This window comes from Merdimmobilis hominis, from assembly GCF_900104615.1.
Lineage (GTDB): Bacteria > Bacillota > Clostridia > Oscillospirales > Ruminococcaceae > Merdimmobilis > Merdimmobilis hominis.
In genome coordinates, this window is record NZ_LT629939.1 from 2,703 (window position 1) to 20,516 (window position 17,814).

At 56.2% G+C, this 17,814-nt stretch carries 14 protein-coding genes and 6 tRNA genes; 18 read left to right on the top strand and 2 right to left on the bottom strand.

Going from position 1 to position 17,814, the window contains the following annotated elements; translation table 11 throughout:
* The 7 genes from BQ5353_RS00055 (at nt 1) to BQ5353_RS00085 (ending at nt 1,705) form a co-directional block, all read left to right on the top strand.
* Nucleotides 1-76, top strand: a tRNA-Val gene (locus BQ5353_RS00055).
* Between the two features lie 5 nt (nt 77-81).
* A tRNA-Asp gene (locus tag BQ5353_RS00060) sits at nt 82-158 on the top strand.
* 4 nt (nt 159-162) lie between these two features.
* A tRNA-Phe gene (locus BQ5353_RS00065) sits at nt 163-238 on the top strand.
* Nucleotides 239-241: 3 nt separating this feature from the next.
* Nucleotides 242-317, top strand: a tRNA-Gly gene (locus tag BQ5353_RS00070).
* Nucleotides 318-377: 60 nt separating this feature from the next.
* Nucleotides 378-452, top strand: a tRNA-Cys gene (locus BQ5353_RS00075).
* 1 nt (nt 453) lies between these two features.
* Nucleotides 454-529, top strand: a tRNA-Gly gene (locus BQ5353_RS00080).
* A gap of 429 nt (nt 530-958) precedes the next feature.
* Nucleotides 959-1,705 carry a YebC/PmpR family DNA-binding transcriptional regulator gene (locus BQ5353_RS00085; RefSeq protein ID WP_054332428.1) on the top strand — a complete coding sequence of 249 codons (747 nt, stop codon included), beginning with the start codon at nt 959-961 and terminating at the stop codon, nt 1,703-1,705.
* A 76-nt stretch (nt 1,706-1,781) separates the two neighbouring features.
* Here the strand turns inward: BQ5353_RS00085 and nth are convergent, their stop codons facing one another.
* A complete protein-coding gene (nth, locus tag BQ5353_RS00090) occupies nt 1,782-2,426 on the bottom strand; it encodes an endonuclease III (protein WP_054332427.1) in 645 nt (214 codons plus the stop codon).
* A 235-nt stretch (nt 2,427-2,661) separates the two neighbouring features.
* Here nth and cimA point away from each other — a divergent pair, with 235 nt between their 5' ends.
* From cimA to BQ5353_RS00140, 10 genes are all read left to right on the top strand, one after another.
* Nucleotides 2,662-4,257, top strand: a complete 1,596-nt coding sequence (gene cimA / locus BQ5353_RS00095) for a citramalate synthase (RefSeq protein WP_054332426.1) — start codon at nt 2,662-2,664, stop codon at nt 4,255-4,257.
* A 16-nt stretch (nt 4,258-4,273) separates the two neighbouring features.
* On the top strand, nt 4,274-4,657 hold the full coding sequence (locus tag BQ5353_RS00100) for a hypothetical protein (RefSeq protein ID WP_054332425.1): 384 nt from the start codon (nt 4,274-4,276) through the stop codon (nt 4,655-4,657).
* Between the two features lie 489 nt (nt 4,658-5,146).
* Nucleotides 5,147-5,851 (top strand): UMP kinase, encoded by a 705-nt coding sequence (gene pyrH, locus BQ5353_RS00105; RefSeq protein WP_054332424.1) that lies wholly within the window; start codon nt 5,147-5,149, stop codon nt 5,849-5,851.
* A gap of 18 nt (nt 5,852-5,869) precedes the next feature.
* Nucleotides 5,870-6,424, top strand: coding sequence for a ribosome recycling factor (gene frr / locus BQ5353_RS00110; RefSeq protein WP_054332423.1), 555 nt, complete (start codon nt 5,870-5,872; stop codon nt 6,422-6,424).
* Between the two features lie 46 nt (nt 6,425-6,470).
* Nucleotides 6,471-7,196, top strand: a complete 726-nt coding sequence (locus BQ5353_RS00115; RefSeq protein ID WP_054332422.1) for an isoprenyl transferase — start codon at nt 6,471-6,473, stop codon at nt 7,194-7,196.
* 1 nt (nt 7,197) lies between these two features.
* On the top strand, nt 7,198-8,043 hold the full coding sequence (locus BQ5353_RS00120; RefSeq protein ID WP_204211269.1) for a phosphatidate cytidylyltransferase: 846 nt from the start codon (nt 7,198-7,200) through the stop codon (nt 8,041-8,043).
* Between the two features lie 16 nt (nt 8,044-8,059).
* Nucleotides 8,060-9,223, top strand: coding sequence for a 1-deoxy-D-xylulose-5-phosphate reductoisomerase (locus tag BQ5353_RS00125; protein WP_071428371.1), 1,164 nt, complete (start codon nt 8,060-8,062; stop codon nt 9,221-9,223).
* A 66-nt stretch (nt 9,224-9,289) separates the two neighbouring features.
* The gene (locus BQ5353_RS00130) at nt 9,290-10,324 is read left to right on the top strand and encodes a M50 family metallopeptidase (RefSeq protein WP_071427056.1); all 1,035 of its coding nucleotides are present in this window, start codon (nt 9,290-9,292) and stop codon (nt 10,322-10,324) included.
* A gap of 15 nt (nt 10,325-10,339) precedes the next feature.
* Nucleotides 10,340-11,389 carry a flavodoxin-dependent (E)-4-hydroxy-3-methylbut-2-enyl-diphosphate synthase gene (gene ispG / locus BQ5353_RS00135; protein ID WP_195254320.1) on the top strand — a complete coding sequence of 350 codons (1,050 nt, stop codon included), beginning with the start codon at nt 10,340-10,342 and terminating at the stop codon, nt 11,387-11,389.
* Between the two features lie 63 nt (nt 11,390-11,452).
* The gene (locus BQ5353_RS00140; RefSeq protein ID WP_083386499.1) at nt 11,453-15,721 is read left to right on the top strand and encodes a PolC-type DNA polymerase III; all 4,269 of its coding nucleotides are present in this window, start codon (nt 11,453-11,455) and stop codon (nt 15,719-15,721) included.
* A 119-nt stretch (nt 15,722-15,840) separates the two neighbouring features.
* Here BQ5353_RS00140 and BQ5353_RS00145 read toward each other — a convergent pair whose 3' ends face one another.
* Nucleotides 15,841-16,806: an RluA family pseudouridine synthase gene (locus BQ5353_RS00145; protein ID WP_054332419.1), complete on the bottom strand. Its 966-nt coding sequence runs from the start codon at nt 16,804-16,806 to the stop codon at nt 15,841-15,843.
* 166 nt (nt 16,807-16,972) lie between these two features.
* Here BQ5353_RS00145 and radC point away from each other — a divergent pair, with 166 nt between their 5' ends.
* Complete coding sequence (gene radC / locus BQ5353_RS00150) at nt 16,973-17,683, top strand: RadC family protein (RefSeq protein WP_071427058.1); 711 nt, start codon at nt 16,973-16,975, stop codon at nt 17,681-17,683.
* Nucleotides 17,684-17,814 lie beyond the last annotated feature (131 nt).

Consider the following 17,814-nt stretch of genomic DNA (forward strand, 5'->3'; position numbering starts at 1 on the left):
GGGAGCATAGCTCAGCTGGGAGAGCATCTGCCTTACAAGCAGAGGGTCACAGGTTCGAGCCCTGTTGTTCCCACCAAAAATGGCCCGGTAGTTCAGTTGGTTAGAACGCTAGCCTGTCACGCTAGAGGTCGTGGGTTCGAACCCCATCCGGGTCGCCAAAATGCCTTTGTAGCTCAGTCGGTAGAGCAGAGGACTGAAAATCCTCGTGTCGTTGGTTCGATTCCGACCGAAGGCACCAAGTGCGGGTTTAGCTCATCTGGTAGAGCGCCACCTTGCCAAGGTGGAGGTAGCGAGTTCGAGCCTCGTAACCCGCTCCAAAGATAAAAGGGGCTGTTTATAGGAATATAAAGCGGCCTTTTTCTATAAAATAGAACAACGGCGCCATAGCCAAGCGGTAAGGCAGAGGTCTGCAAAACCTTTATTCACCAGTTCGATTCTGATTGGCGCCTCCATGCGGGTTTAGCTCATCTGGTAGAGCGCCACCTTGCCAAGGTGGAGGTAGCGAGTTCGAGCCTCGTAACCCGCTCCAAGAAAGAAGATCGGTGAAAGCCGGTCTTCTTGTTTTATCGGAGAAACTTTGGAACTCGCTGCCTCCACCGTTTTTAAATAAGAGGTAGGGATCCCCGGAAAGCCAAAGGCTTTTTGGGGTAGTGGGGCGAGTTCGAGCCTCGTAACCCGCTCCAAAAAGAGAGAAGAAAGCAAAAGCTTTCTTCTCTCTTTTTTCGTAGGGGGCTCTGCCCCCTCTTGACGGCGGTTTTCTCCGCACAGCTCTGAAAACTCGCCTGTCACCCCCGCAGGGGAAAGTGGTTGATGGCTTGCGCCCGACCGCTGGCAGGCGCATAAGAGGGAAGACCCGTCAAAGCCATCGGGCTGAGGAGCACGTTGGAATCTCCCCTTGTTTCCAGCTGCAGTTTGTGCTAAAATATCTTTGTTACTGCTATATGAGAGGACGATTACTATGTCAGGCCATTCCAAATGGAGTACCATCAAACGGAAAAAAGAAAAGACCGATGGTGCAAGAGCGAAGATCTTCACCAAAATCGGCCGTGAGATTTCGGTAGCTGTCCGGGAGGGCGGCGGTGACCCCGCCACCAACAGCAAACTGCGGGATTGTATCGCTAAAGCAAAAGCCAACAATGTGCCCAACGACAACATCGACCGGGTTATTAAAAAGGCTGTCAGCGACGGCGACAAAAACGATTACGAGAATATCGTTTATGAAGGGTATGGCGCCGGTGGAATCGCCTTTATCGTGGATACCTTGACCGACAACCGCAACCGCACCGCCGGGGATATCCGCCATTATTTTGACAAATTCGGCGGCAATCTGGGCCAGACTGGCTGTGTCTCCTTCATGTTTACCCAAAAAGGGGTGCTGATCGTTGAGGAGAGCGCCTTCAGCGAGGACAAGATCATGGAAGACTGCTTTGACGCAGGGGCCGACGACTTCTCCATTGATGAAGACGGCGTTGTGGAGATCACCACCGAGCCAAACGACCTGGGCAAGGTCCGGGAATCTTTGGAGGAGAAGGGTTATGCCTTTGCCTCCAGTGAGGTTGCCTACATCCCAACTACCACCACGGTCATCGATGATGAAGAGACCCGGACGAAGCTGAACCGTCTCATCGAGATGCTGGAGGACAACGACGATGTCCAGGATTTCTGGCACAACTGGGAGAACCCCGACGAGGACGAGGAGGAATAATCCTCCGCCCAGCACAACCTGCAAAAAAAAGCGGAGAGGCTGCCTCTCCGCTTTTTTTCCGGGGAATCTATGGGGATTACTTCTTTTTCAGGGAATCCTGGTAGTGTTTGCAGCAGGGCTGCAAACAGCAGATCTCACACTGGGGGGAGCGGGCTTTGCACACCGCCCGGCCGTGGAGAACAAGCCGATGGCAGAAATCGTTGGACTCCTCCGGGGGGAGGCAGTCCCGCAGTTCATTCTCGGTTTTCAAGGGGTCTTTGGTGGTGGTAAGGCCCAGCAGGTTGGTGATGCGGATGCAGTGGGTATCACAGACATAAGCCGGTTGGTGGAAGATGTCCCCCATAATCAGGTTGGCGGTTTTGCGGCCAATACCAGGCAGCTTGGTCAACTCCTCCAAAGAGGGGGGGAGCTGGGAATCATATTCATCGATCAGCATTCGGGAGAGGTTGATGATGTCCCTCGCCTTGGTTTTGTACAGGCCGCAGGGGCGAATGATGCTCTCCAGTTCAGCGAGGTCGGCGTTTGCCAGCATTTCCAAGGAGGTGTATTTGGCAAAAAGATCCTTGGTGACGATGTTGACCCGGGCATCGGTGCACTGGGCGGACAGCCGGGTGGAGATGAGCAGTTCATAGGGTCGTTCGTACTCCAGGGAGCAGATGGCGTCGGGATACTCCTCTTTGAGAAGATCGACAGCCATTTGGGCGCGTTCTTTTTTGCGCATAGTAGCACCTCTTTTGGCAGATTATTAGTTTTATTATACCAATTTGCCGGAAAAAAGCAATGGATCTCCCCCATAAATGAGGAATAAAAAGAATTCTTCTCACCTTTGTCGGGCGAGGGAGGTAAGCTGCCTTGACTTCTTATGCCAATGCGATTATTCTAGAAGGGAAAAGAAACATACAATTCCAGCAAGTGCCAATTGCCTGCTCGGATACAACAGAAACGGCGGTACAGTGATGGAAAAGAAAATTGAAATCTATGACTCCACTCTGCGGGACGGGGCGCTGGGCGAAGGCCTGCAATTCTCGTTGGAAGATCGGTTGGAAATATTGAAGGCCCTGGACCGGTTAGGCATATTGTTCATTGAGGGGGGCAATCCGGCGGCCTCCAAACAGGATATGGAATTTTTCCACCAGGCGAAAAAACTCCCCTTGGAAAGCGCCCGGCTGGTCGCTTATGGGGGGACCCGCAAAAGCGGGGTCTCCGCCAATGAGGACGCAGGCTGCCAGGCCCTGCTGTCCAGCGGTACCGACGTTGTCACCATTGCCGGCTGGAGCTGGGACCAGGCAGTGCGGGAGCGCCTCTGCGTCAACCTGGAGGAAAACATCCGGATGATCTACGACACCATCCAGTTCTTTAAGCGCCATGGGAAGATGGTGATTTTTAACGCAGTCCACTTTTTTGATGGCTACAAATCCAACTTCGGCTACGCCATGGAGGTGATGCGCAACGCCAATGAGGCAGGGGCGGACCGTTTGGTCCTGTGCGACAGCAACGGCGCCTGTTTCCCCCACGAGGTGTTTTCCATCACCCAGACGGTGGTCCGGGAATACGGCGGCAAGGTGGGGGCTCATTTCCACAACGACGTGGGCTGTGCCGTGGCCAATTGCACCACTGCGGTGCGGGCTGGAGCCACCCAGATCCAGGGCAATTACCTGGGCCTGGGGGAACGCTGCGGCGACGTGCAGCTCTCAGTGGTCATCCCCAATTTACAATTAAAATCCGGCTACAGCTGCATCCCCAACAGCAAGATGGAGCTGGTCACCCGGGTGGCCTCCTTTATCGCCGAGACGGCCAACATCAATATCCCGGCCAACATGCCCTATTTGGGGCGCAACGCCTTTGCCCACAAGGACATTGACAGCTGCGGGGGCAAATCTGCCCCTTCGGCCCATATCTCCCCAGAACTGGTGGGCAACCGGCGCAACGTGCTCCTCTCCGAATTTATCGGCAAATCCGGCCTATTGGCTGCGGTGCAGCGGCTGGATCCCACCATCACTCGGGAAGAGATCCAGGGAAAACACCTGGGGAACCATATCCGGGCGATGGAGCGGGAAGGGTACCAGTTTGAATCCGCTGTAGCCAGCCTGATCCTCATGGTAGTGCGTGAACTCCGGCCGGGGAAACAGCCTTTTGAATTGGCCTCCGCCCAGATTGCCGGTGATCCCTGCCGCAGCGACCAGCCGATTTTAGCGGTAGTCAAAGTGAAACGAAAAGGGGAGTCCATTCTGGGGGCCGGGGAGGGAAAAGGGACCATTGACGCTTTGGCTTCCGCTTTTTACCAAGCCCTGGGAAGCTGGTATCCCGCTTTGCAGAAGATCCGGATCATCGACTATAAGGTCCGGCTTTTGGACACCGCCCCGTCAGGGGAGCGCTCGGTGCGGGTAGCGGTTACCGTCTGCGATGGGGAACTGACCTGGTGCACGCTGGGCATCTCAAAAGATGTGCTGCAAGCCAGCTGCCAAGCCCTGCAGGACGCTCTCCTATACGGCTGCATGCAGACGGAAGAACAACAGGAAACCACAGTGGGCTCTACGCCCGTAAAACAATAGGAGGAGACGAATTTCCATGGATGGACAAGAATTTTACGGCGAATTTTCTGCTTGGCTGGACGAAGTTTTGAAGGAGGAACTCCCCCAAGGGATCGCTGCCTTCAACTTCAACCTATATGAAGGGGAGGATGCCTTTGACATCCAGTTAATCGGTGCCAGCCGGTTTGATGAGGCGGACGATGACTGGGCTTGCGACGAAGCCTTCTCCAGCGAAGAGGATGTCTACTACCTCCCACGGGAGAGTGAGGACATCGAGTGGCAGGAGGGGCTGTCCTGTGCCGCTGACCTGGTGGATCTGTACCTGGATCAAGGTCAGTACGCCGGAAAGCTCAAAGCGGCCCAGGCGGTGGCCATCGGCTTTGTGGACGGGGATTTGACCATCCTCTACACCCGGGAATAACGGTGTCAATTGGGGCGGGTAGCGCTGGATGGAATCCGGCCTGCCCGTTTTTTGTGGGGGCGAGGACCGTGCTGGCGGCTTTCAGCAGGAGGAGCAGGAAATTATTTGGTGGCCGGCGAATTATGGATTGCCAAAAGAGGATGTTTTTGGTATAATGACACCGTTTGGACCTACTCTAGGCAATCCTTGAAGGGGATAACGCCGCCCGGCAGGCAACAAAAAGGCCGTGCATCCTGCGGGGGAGGCACATCCACTGCGGCGGCCCTTTCAGCAATTCGGAAAAATCCATAAGGACACAAGAGGTCTTGTGTCCTATTTTTTCGGGAAAAAGGGGCTAAATTGCAAGCATTTTGTGAAAAAAAACCTTCCGGCGTTTCAATCCACCTGCAATGGGTGTATACTAGGGTTGGTTCCTTTCACGCCGGGAAAAAGCTTTACAACGGCGTGGCAATTGTTGTAAAATAGAATAAAACTGTGGGAGTGAGTCGAATGGCATTGAAGTATAAACGAATCCTGCTCAAACTCAGCGGCGAAGCCCTTGCCGGAGATCAAAAATTCGGCCTGGATTACGACACCGTATACCGGATCTGCGCCAGCGTCAAGAAATGTGTGGAACTGGGCGCAGAGATCGCCATTGTAGTGGGCGGCGGCAACTTTTGGCGGGGCCGCAGCAGCGGCCAGATGGACCGCACTCGGGCTGACCACATGGGAATGCTGGCCACGGTGATCAACGCCCTGGCCCTGGCAGACGCCCTGGAGGCCCAAAAGGTGGATGTGCGGGTGCAGACCGCCATCGCCATGCAGCAGATCGCCGAGCCCTACATAAGGAACCGGGCGGTCCGCCATCTGGAAAAGGGCAGAGTGGTTATCTTTGGCTGCGGCACCGGCAACCCCTTTTTCTCCACCGATACCACATCTTCCCTGCGGGCAGCGGAGATCGACGCGGATATCATCTTTAAAGCCACGTTGGTGGATGGTGTCTACGACAGCGACCCCAACAAGAACCCCGATGCAGTCCGGTACGACCGGCTTTCTTTCAGCGAAATCCTCAATAAGGAGCTGACGGTCATGGACATGACAGCGGCTTCTATGTGCAAAGACAACCACATCCCCATTTTGGTGTTTAGCCTGGATGATCCCGATAACATTGTCCGCGCGGTACAGGGCGAGGAAATCGGAACTCTGGTGCAGTAATAGAAGGAGGCGTCATTTATGAATGCTATGGTAAAACCTTACGAGGAAAAAATGAACAAAACCCTGCAAGTCCTGGACAAAGAATTCAGCGGCATCCGCGCCGGCAGAGCCAACCCCGGCCTGCTGGATCAGATTATGGTGGACTACTACGGCGTCCCCACCGCAATTGGGCAGATGGCGGCTATCTCGGTCCCGGAAGCCAGAATGCTGATGATCCAGCCCTGGGATAAATCCACCCTGAAAGCCATTGAGAAGGCCATCCAGACCTCGGATCTGGGCATCAACCCCAACAACGACGGCAGTGTCATCCGGCTGGTGTTTCCCCCTTTGACCGAAGAGCGCAGAAAAGACCTGTGCAAAACCGTCAGCAAGACGGCGGAGGATGCCAAGGTGGCCATCCGCGCCATCCGCCGGGATGCCAACGACAAATTCAAAGCTGCGAAAAAGGCCAGCGAAGTCACTGAGGACGACCTGAAACAGCTGGAAAAAGAGATTCAGGACATCACCGACCGGTTCATCAAGGACATCGACAAGGCGGCGGAAGCCAAATCCAAAGAGATTATGGAAATTTAGATAAGCCCTCCTGCATAGAAATCAGTAGAGAAGCGAGGCACGGTTTATGTTTGAGCAAAAATCCAAATCACTGCCCCCGGTGCTGCCCAAGCACATAGGCATCATCATGGACGGCAATGGCCGATGGGCTACCAAACGCGGCCTGCCCCGCACAGCCGGTCACAAGCAAGGCGCCAAGACTTTTGGCGATATCACCGCATACGTCCGCGATCTAGGCATCCCCTACATCACCGCTTATGCCTTTTCCACCGAAAACTGGAAGCGGCCGAAAGATGAGGTGGACGCCATCATGAACCTGCTGCGGGAGTATTTGAAAGATGCGTACCGGTTTGAAAAGGAGAATGTCCGGGTTCATTTTTTAGGGGATCCTGCGCCGCTGGACAGGGACCTACAGGAAATGATGGCGGACATCACCGAAAAGAGCCGGAACAATACCGGCATCACGGTAAACATTGCGCTGAACTATGGCGGCAGGGCGGAGATTGTAGAAGCTGCCCGCCGCCTGGTTCAGGATGTGCGGTCCGGCCTCCTGCGGGAGGAGGACATCACCGAAGAAGCGCTTTCAGCCCGGCTGTACACTGCGGGCCAGCCTGACCCCGATCTCATCATCCGGCCCAGTGGGGAACACCGTTCTTCCAATTTCCTGCTGTGGCAGTCCGCCTATGCGGAGTTCATCTACATGGATGTGCTGTGGCCGGACTTTAAGCCGGAACACCTGGATAAAGCCCTCTGGGAGTATGCTGCCCGGAACCGGCGGTTTGGAGGAATTTGATTTGAAGCAGCGCATACTTTCGGCTGCTGTGGGACTGTGTGTCCTGTTTGTAGTCCTTCGTTTTTTTGATACGCTGATTCTCAATGCAGCAGTCAGTGTCATTTCTCTTCTGGCGCTCTATGAAATGCTGGCGGCAACGGGGCATATCCGCTACCGGGGCCTCTCGCTGGCCTGCTTTCTCACCGCCGCATGGATTCCCTTTTTAAAGACCAGCTATTTTGTACAGCTTCGGCTGTTCCCAGTCCTCGTGTACCTGCTTGTGGTGGTGCTCTTCTGCATCCTGCTGGCAAAACACGAGACCCTGAATTTTGAAGATGTAGGCTTTGCCTTTTTTGTCAGTTTGTTTATCCCGCTTTCCATCACCACCGCCATCTATATGCGGGATTCCTTCGGTGCGGTGTTGGGCATGTTCTATGTGTTGGTGGCTTTGGGTGGGGCGTGGCTCTGCGACACCTGCGCCTATTTCTCTGGCGTGGCCTTTGGCAAACACAAAATGGCCCCGAAAATCAGCCCCAAAAAGACGGTGGAGGGCGCTGTAGGCGGGGTCATCGGAGCGCTGCTCCTCCTATTGGGGGTGGCGTATCTTCTCTCCCATGGGTTTGCTATGCTTGGCAGCCCCATTGAAGTGGATTACTTGCGCCTTGCGCTGATCAGCCCGTTGCTTTCCCTGACCAGCATGGTGGGGGATCTCTCCGCTTCGGTGATCAAGCGCCAATGCGGCATCAAGGACTTTGGCTCGATTATGCCCGGTCACGGCGGTGTTCTGGACCGGTTTGACAGTGTGCTGTTTGTCATGCCGCTGGTGTACATCATCGCCCGGCATCTGCCCTTGGCAGGGTTGGCATAACAGCGTGGAAAGGAAGATTCCTACGAAAAAAACAATCTCCATATTGGGCTCTACCGGGTCCATTGGGACCCAGAGCCTGGCGGTTTGCCGCAATCTGGGCATCCGTGTCCACGGCCTTTCCGCACACAAAAACTGCAGATTGATTGAAGAACAGGCGAGGGAGTTTCTTCCTCGCTATGTCGTTATTACCGACCTTTCTGCCTACCGTGAGGTGAAAACTGCTTTGGCGGATACCCCTTGCCAGGTGGTTTATGGGATGGAGGCGCTCTGCGCCCTAGCGGCGGACCCCCAGAACGACTTAGTGCTCAACTCGGTAATGGGGATGGTCGGCCTCCGTCCTACCCTGGCGGCGCTGGAGGCGGGGAACCAGGTGGCCCTCGCCAACAAGGAGACCTTGGTGGCTGGCGGGAGATTAGTCACCGGCCTTGCCCAGAGGAAGGGCCTTCCCATCCTGCCGGTGGACAGCGAGCACTCAGCCATTTTCCAATGTTTGCAGGGGAGTGCAGGGAACCCCATCCAATCCATCCTTCTCACCGCGTCGGGTGGCCCATTCTTCGGGAAAACCCGGGCGGAACTGGAACAGGTGGGAATCGGCGACGCCCTAAATCACCCCAACTGGTCCATGGGGGCGAAGATCACAGTGGATTCCGCGACCCTGATGAACAAGGGGTTGGAGTTTATTGAGGCCATCCGGCTGTTTGATGTCCCGCCGGAAGCCATCCAGGTGGTGATTCATCGGGAGAGCGTCCTTCACTCGGCGGTGGAGTTTGCCGACGGGTCGGTCATCGCCCAGCTGGGGGTTCCAGATATGCGCATCCCCATCCAGTACGCATTGACCTACCCCCAGCGGGTGGGGAGCGGCGTTCGGCGGCTTTCCCTGGCGGATTGGGGCAAACTCACCTTTTTTGAACCGGATTGCGAGACCTTCTCCTGCCTGCCCGCGGCGATAGAGGCAGTGAAGCGGGATGGGCTCGCCCCAGCAATTTTAAACGGCGCCAATGAGGAGGCTGTAGCCCTCTTTTTGGCGGGGGAGATCCCCTTCCTGCAAATAGGGGAGTTGGTGCGGGAGGCCCTGGAGAGGGTCCCTTCCCAGGATGATTTTACCCTTGAGGACGTGTTAGAGGCGGATCGAGCGGCAAAGGATTGTGTAAAAACCCTGGCGGCCTGTTATCGGCGGTAAAACGGGGCAAACTTTGCACAGGGGCGCCAAATAGGGCGCCAATACGCATGGCTTTAGGAGGTCTTTATGGGTAACACTTTGAGTACAATTGTCATTTCAGTGCTGGTATTTGGCGCGCTGATCTTCATCCACGAGCTGGGCCACTTTCTGGCGGCAAAATGGGCGGGGATCCGGGTCAACGAATTTTCCCTGGGCATGGGCCCGGTGATCTTCCAGCGGCAGAAAGGGGAGACCGCCTACTCCCTGCGGGCTTTCCCTATTGGCGGATTTGTCAGCATGGAAGGGGAGGACGACGGCAGCAACGACGAGCGGGCCTTCTGCAACAAGAGCGTGGGCAAGCGCTTTCTGGTCATCTCCGCCGGGGCCATGATGAACCTTTTGCTGGGTTTCCTGTTGATGATCCTTCTGGTCTGCATGGGCAACGCCGTGGGCACCACCCAGATCAGCCAGTTTGGAGAAGGGGCGGTCAGTTCCCAATGGCTACAGGTAGACGACGAGATCGTCTCGGTCAATGGCCATCGGGTGCGCACCCCCAACGACATCAGCTATGAATTTATGAATGAGGATGACGGCGTCCTGGATATGGAAGTAATCCGGGATGGGGAGAAGATCAACCTTTCCGGCGTCACCTTCGACATGCAGGACATCGGGGATGGCCTCAAAGCTATCCGCATTGATTTTAAGGTATACGGGGTGCAGAAAACCATCTGGAATGTGCCGCCATATGCTTTTAATTGGTCGGTTTCCATTATGAAGCAGGTCTGGTCCTCGCTGATCAAAATGGTCACCGGGCAGTTTACCCTCAACCAGCTCTCCGGGCCGGTGGGGGTGGCCTCCACCATTGGCGAGGCAGCCTCTATGGGGTTGGACAGCACCATTTTGATCATCGCCTTTATCACCATCAACCTGGGTGTGTTCAACCTGCTGCCCTTTCCCGCGTTGGACGGCGGCCGGCTGTTTTTCCTGCTCATTGAGATGATCCGGCGCAAACCCATCAAACCAGAATATGAGGGCTATGTCAACACAGCGGGACTTCTGATCCTTTTGGGGCTGATGGCTATGGTGACCTTCAACGACGTCATAAAATTGATTTTCCGCTAAAAAGGAGGAGACGCCATGACAAGGAAATTGACCCGGCGGGTTGCAGTAGGGGGAATCCCCATCGGGGGTGGGGAGCCGGTTGTGGTGCAATCGATGCTCAACACCCGGGCTGGAGATGTAAAGGCCTCGGTTGCCCAGGCCAAGGCGCTGGAGCAAGCCGGCTGCCAGATCGTCCGCATCGCTGTCCCAGACCAGGATGGGGTGCGGCTGATTGGTGTGCTGAAGGAAGCGGTCTCCATGCCGGTTGTGGCGGACATCCATTTTGATTACCGCTTGGCACTGGAATCCATCGCTGCCGGGGTGGATAAAATCCGCATCAACCCTGGAAATATCGGCTCAGATGACCGAGTCCGCCAGGTGGCTGAAGGCTGTAAGCGGGCGGGGATCCCCATCCGCATCGGGGTGAACTCCGGTTCGGTGGAGAAAGAAATCCTCCGCCGGTTTGGCGGCCCCACGCCGGAGGCCATGGTGGAGAATGCAGCCTACCACGTCTCTTTGCTGGAACAATTTGACTTTCACGACATCATCCTATCCCTGAAAAGCTCTGGGGTGCCACAGACAATAGAGGCTTACCGCCTGGCTTCCCAGCGGTTTGATTACCCCCTCCATCTGGGGGTCACCGAAGCGGGAACTGAGCGGATGGGCTTGGTGAAATCCGCTGTGGGCATCGGCTCGTTGCTGGCAGACGGCATCGGCGATACCATCCGGGTATCCCTGACCGCCGACCCAGTCAAGGAGATCGCCGCAGCAAAAGACATCCTGCGGGCGGTGGGACTGGATCAAACCGGCCCTACCATTGTCTCTTGCCCCACCTGCGGCCGGACCCGGATCGATTTGATCGGCCTTGCCCACCAGGTGGAGGAGGCCCTTGCCGATTGTAAGAAACCCATCAAGGTGGCGGTGATGGGCTGCGCAGTCAATGGCCCAGGGGAAGCGCGGGAGGCGGACATCGGCATCGCCGGCGGCGATGGGGTGGGTCTCCTGTTCAAAAAAGGGGAGATCATCAAAAAGGTCCCGGAGGAGGAACTCCTCTGTGCACTATTGTCCGCCATTGAGGAATTGTAGTTACATAGAAGTGGTGAAACATTGAGCAGTTTTCATGAGATATTCGGCGCCTATTTGGGGCCGATGGATTTGAATTTGGCACGTGGGGAGATCACCCGGCTGCGGGTCATCAGGGCGGAGCGGTCCATGGAGGTGACCCTCTTTTTAGAGGACACTGTCTCCCACGAAGCGCTGCATATGGCAGGGCAAAAATTGGCGGAGGCGCTGAGGCTCTCCGCCGCTGTTTTACTGCCCACCTACCCCAAGGAGAAATTCAGCCCCGATTACCTGCCGGAGCTGGTTGTCCGTCTGCGGCAGGAGGGGGCGCTGGTCAACGGCTTTTTTGAAGGGGCCTCCGCCCGCTTGGAGGGAGGGACCCTGTATATCGCCCTATCCCATGGGGGGGCAGATCTGCTGCGCCAGGCCCGCTGCCCAGAGAAGATCAGCTCCATCCTCCGGGAGGAGTTTGGCCTGGGCTTCCAGGTGGAACTGGAAGGGGTCCTCACGGTCCAGAAGGACAGCGCCCAGTTCACTGAGGTGATCGCCAAAGCGGAAGCTGCCCTGCCCAAGGTGGAGCTGCGCCCTGCATCCGCCAGCGCGCCCAAAGAGCGGCCGAAACAGAAGGTGGCCTTCGACATCACTGGCCTGCCCTTTGAGCCGGACAGCATGCAGGTGGTCATCGGCAAACCCATTAAAGAGCGGCCGATGAAGCTCTCCGACGTGGATCAGGAGAGCGGCACCGTGGTGGTGTGGGGCGACATTTTCCGGGCGGAAAAGCGGATGACCCGGGATGGGAGCCGCGCCATCTACTCCATTGATTTTTCCGATTACACCAACTCCAACACCCTAAAGATCATCGCGGACAAGGATAAGACCGACCTGCCGGACAGCCTCACAGTAGGCAAAACCATTGTGGTGCGGGGGCTGGCCTCCTATGACAAGTACGACCGGGAGATCACCATCCGGCCCAGCGATGTCAGCACAGTGAAGAAGATTTCCAAGGTGGATGAGGCCCCCACCAAACGGGTGGAGCTCCACCTCCACAGCAACATGTCCGCTATGGACGGCATCACCGGCCTGGATAAGATCATTGACCAGGCCTATAAATGGGGTCACCGGGCCTTGGCCATCACCGACCACGGGGTGGTGCAGGCCTTCCCCGACGCCATGAACGCGGTGAACAAAATCACCAAGGAAGGCGGGGAATTTAAGGTCCTCTACGGGGTGGAGGGCTATTTCGTCAACGACATGGTGCCCGCGGTGGCTGGCGGCGAGGACGTCCCCTTTGACGGGGAGTTCATCGTCTTTGACCTGGAGACCACCGGCCTTTCCGCTGCCACTGAGCGGATCACCGAAATCGGCGCCGTGCGTCTGGTAAACGGGGAAGTGGCGGAGGAGTTCAACACCTTTGTGGACCCGGAGACCGCTATCCCGGTGAAGATCACCGAACTGACCGGCATCACCAATGAAATGGTGCAGGGCGCCCCAAAAGAAAAAGAAGCCCTGGAGATGTTCTATCAGTTTTGCAGAAAAGGCAATGCGGTGCTGGTGGCCCACAACGCCCCCTTTGACACCGGCTTTCTCAAAGCAGCAGCCCGGCGCAGCGGCATGAAGTACGAGTTCACCTCGGTGGACACGGTTCCCATTTCCCGGTCGTTGTTCCCCGGGCTGAAAAACCACAAGCTGGACACGGTGGCCAACCACCTGAAACTTCCCCCCTTCAACCACCACCGGGCCTGTGATGACGCCCGGGTGCTGGCGGGCATCTTCGCCAAGGAGATGGAGATCATCGAGGCGGACCGGGGAGTCAACACCATTGGGAGGATCAACACCGCCCTCACTGCCAGCGACCCCAAAAAATTGCCCTCCTATCACATCGTCATCCTGGCGAAAAACTCCCAAGGGCTGAAAAACCTGTACAAGCTGATCTCCATGTCCCATCTGGACTATTTTTATAAACGGCCCCGCATCCCCAAAAGCGAGCTGATCAAGCTGCGGGAGGGGCTGATTATCGGCAGCGCCTGCGAAGCCGGCGAGCTGTTCCGGGCCATCCTGGACGGCAAGGCTTGGAATGAATTGTGCGACATCGCCCGGTTTTACGACTACCTGGAGATCCAGCCCATCGACAACAACCGGTTCCTTTTGCGGGAACAGCGGGTCAACAGTGAGGAAGAGCTCCAGGATTTCAACAAGACCATTGTCAAGCTGGGCGACCGGCTGGGCCTCCCGGTGGTTGCCACTGGCGACGTCCACTTCTTAAACGAGAGCGACTCCATCTTCCGGGAGATCCTCATGGCGGGGCAAGGGTTCAAGGACGCGGGGGAGCAGGCTCCCCTCTATTTGAAGACCACAGGCCAGATGCTGGAAGAATTCTCTTACCTGGGCGAGAAAAAAGCCTACGAAGTGGTGGTGGAAAACACCAACCGAATCGCCGACATGGTGGAGGTGCTCAAGCCTATCCCCGACGGCACCTTCCCGCCCCACATCGAGGGCGCAGAAGAGGATTTGCAGCGGATCACCTGGGGCCGCGCCCGGGCTGTCTACGGCGATCCCTTGCCGGAATTGGTGGAAAAACGCCTGGACCGGGAGCTTTCCTCCATCATCAAACACGGGTTTTCCGTGCTGTACATCATCGCTCAGAAGCTGGTGGCCAAGTCGGAAGAAAACGGCTACCTGGTGGGGTCCCGCGGCTCGGTTGGCTCCTCCTTTGTGGCCACCATGGCCGGCATTTCGGAGGTCAACCCTCTGCCGCCCCACTACATCTGCCCCAACTGCAAGCACAGTGAGTTTATCACCGACGGCTCCATCGGCTCAGGGTTTGACCTGCCCGCCAAGGTGTGCCCGGTCTGCGGCACCCCCTATTTGCAGGACGGCCACGATATCCCCTTTGAAACCTTCCTCGGGTTTAACGGCGACAAATCCCCGGATATCGACCTGAACTTCTCCGGCGAGTACCAGGCCCGAGCACACAAGTACACCGAGGAGCTGTTCGGTTCCAGCCATGTTTTCAAGGCAGGCACCATCTCCACCGTGGCGGAGAAAACCGCCTATGGATTTGTGAAAAAATACCTGGAAGAGCGGGGGAGGATGGTCCATCGGGCGGAGGAAACCCGCCTGGCCCTCGGGTGCACCGGCGTTAAGCGGACCACCGGCCAGCATCCTGGCGGCATGGTGGTCATCCCCGGTGCCCATGAGGTCTACGACTTCACCCCGGTGCAGCACCCGGCGGATGACGCCGATTCCTCCATCGTGACCACCCACTTCGACTTCCACTCCCTCCATGACACCATCTTGAAGCTGGATAACCTGGGACACGATGTCCCTACCCTGTATAAGCACTTGGAGGACAGCACTGGGGTCAAGGTCAACGACATCCCCATGAGCGACCCTAAGATCATCAGCCTATTCACCTCGCCGGAGGTGTTGGGGGTGCGGGAGGAGGACATCGACTGCAACACCGGCAGTTTGGGCCTTCCGGAGATGGGCACCAGCTTTGTGCGGCAGATGCTCCAGGATGCCAAGCCCAAGACCTTCTCCGACCTATTGCAGATTTCCGGCCTGTCCCACGGCACCGATGTCTGGTTGGGCAACGCCCAAGATTTGATCAAAAGCGGTACCTGCGACATTTCTGAGGTCATCGGTACCCGAGACAGCATTATGCTGTACCTGATTTACCACGGCCTGGAGCCGGGAATGGCTTTTAAGATCATGGAGATCACCCGTAAGGGCAAGGCTACCAAGCTTTTGACCGAAGAGCATATCACCGCCATGAAGGAACACGACGTCCCCGATTGGTACATCGACAGCTGTATGAAGATCAAATACATGTTCCCCAAGGCCCACGCCGCCGCCTATGTCATCGGCGCCATCCGGCTGGGTTGGTATAAGGTTTACCGGCCGCTGGAATTTTATGCCACTATCTTTACGGTGCGGGGCGGAGATTTTGACGCTGACGCCGCCATCCGGGGCAGGGGAGCGGTGCTGCAGAAAATGGAAGACTTAAAGCGCAAAGGCAATGAGCGCACCACCAAAGAGGATGACCAGTACGCCACCTTACAGATCATGAATGAGATGATGGCCAGAGGCTTCCAGTTCCTGCCGGTGGATTTGTACAAATCCCACGCCACCAAATACCAGTGCGAGGATGGAAAGATCCGCCTGCCTTTCTGTGCCCTTAAGGGGCTTGGAGCTGCCGCTGCCACCAGCATCCAGGATGCTGCAGCGGAAGGGGAATTCATCTCGGGGGATGACATTATCAACCGTGCAAAGGTCTCCAAAGCGGTGGTAGAACTTCTCAAAGATGCAGGGGCCCTCAAAGATATCCCTGACAGCAGTCAGATGACATTTTTTTAAAAAGGTGAAAAAAGCCTTTTGTATCAACAAAAATCCGTCTGTAAAGATAATATTCTTTACAGACGGATTTTTGAATTATGTGAAATATTTTTGGAGAAAAGCCCTAATTTTAAAAATCATTATCGAATTTTGCCTGCAAGAAAATCTTCCTTAAACTGCACTTTTGGCACGGTGAACACCTTGCCATCCAGGTAGGAGAGATGCTCCCCATCGGTGGAAAAGCGGAACCCCAGCTGGTAAGAATACAGCGCCTGGAACCGGAATCCGGTGCCCTTGTTATCCCGGTTGAAACCGTATTTGGTGTCCCCCAACAGGGGATGTCCCACATGTGCCAGGTGGGCGCGGATCTGGTGGGTGCGGCCGGTGAGCAGCTCTACCTCCAGTAGGGAGAAGCGGCCGTTTTGGGCCAGCACCCGGTATTTGGTCAACATGGTCTTGGCGCCAGACCGGGGGGAGTCAAAGACAAAGACCTGGTTTTTGGACTCGTCCTTGATGTGGTAAGCTTTGAGGGTGTCGGATTTTTTGGGCATCTGCCCGTGGACGATGCAGAGGTACCGTTTGTCCAATTCCCGGTCCTTGATCTTCTGGTTGAGCACCCGCAGGGTGGGGGCATTTTTGGCCGCGATGACAATCCCGCCGGTGTTGCGGTCAATCCGGTTGCAGAGGGCTGGGGCAAAGCTGTTTTCCTCCTGGGGCCGGTACTCCCCTTTGTTGTAGAGGTAGTGGAGCACCCGGTTGATGAGGGTGTCCACCTGTTCCTTCTGATCCTCGTGGACCAAAAGCCCAGGTTTTTTATCCAAAAGAAGGAGGTTCTCATCTTCATAGAGGATGTCGACCTCCCCGGGGGCGGCTAAAAAAGGAAACTCCATCTGGAGTGTCTCGAAAAACTCATCATTGAGGTAGCATTCCACCAAATCCCCCGCCTGCACCCTGGTGGAGATTTCACACCGCTTGCCGTTGAGCTTGATCCGCTTGGTCCGCAGGGCCTTGTACAGCAGCGACTGAGGCAGTTTGGGAATGGATTTGGCGATAAACTTGTCCATCCGCTGGCCGGCATCGTTTTGGTTGACCACAAATTGTTTCATGATTCCTCCCCGCTGGGATGCCCAGCAATTCCATAAAAGTCTTGTTCCAGTATACCAAAAAGCAGGGGAAATGAAAAGAATTCCGGACAAAACCTCACCGATCCATTCCAAAATCCGCCGGTTTTTGCTATACTGGGAGCATCAAGGGGAGCGGAGGCAGAGACAGGTGGAACAACAAAAGGGATCGGGGAAGGATAAGAATATCCACAGCGGACACCGGCAGAGGATTCGGGACCGGTTTCTCAAAACAGGGCTGGATGGGTTCCAGGACCACGAGGTGTTGGAACTTTTGTTGTTTTATGCCATCCCACGGGGGGATACCAACAAAATCGCCCACCAGTTGCTGGAACGGTTCGGGTCTTTTTCCGGCGTATGCGACGCCCCGATAGAGGAACTGCAAAAGGTCCCTGGCGTCGGGGCAAGCGCCTCAATCCTAGTGGGGATGGTTTCTTCCTTGAGCCGCCGCTACCTGGACGACAAATACGCCGCGGGAACGGTGTTGGACACCACCGAAAAGGTGGGCAGTTTCCTCAAACACAAATTTGTGGGCCGCACCAATGAGGTGGTGTATTTGGCCTGCCTGGACAACAAAAAGAAGCTGCTGTACTGCGACATCCTCACCGAAGGGACCATCGACAGCGCACCCATCACCGTCCGCCGGATTGTGGAGGTGGCTATGCGTGTGGCCGCGGCTTCAGTGGTGGTGGCCCACAACCATCCCCAGGGGTTTGCACTGCCCTCCAACGACGATATCGCCACCACCATAAAGCTTCGCAATGCGTTGGATGCGGTCTCGGTTCAGCTGTTGGACCATATCATCGTCGCCCAGGATGATTTTGTCTCCTTGGCAGATTCCGGCCTTTTTGTGGGGATGTAGGCGGGCGCAGCCCCAAATCTCCAGATCCGCTGAAGCAATAAAAAAGCAGCGCGGCTTGTTGCCGCGCTGCTTTTTTATGTGCTGTTGTGCTGGCACTGAGGGGCGGGAATGCGAAAAGGGATGATTAAATA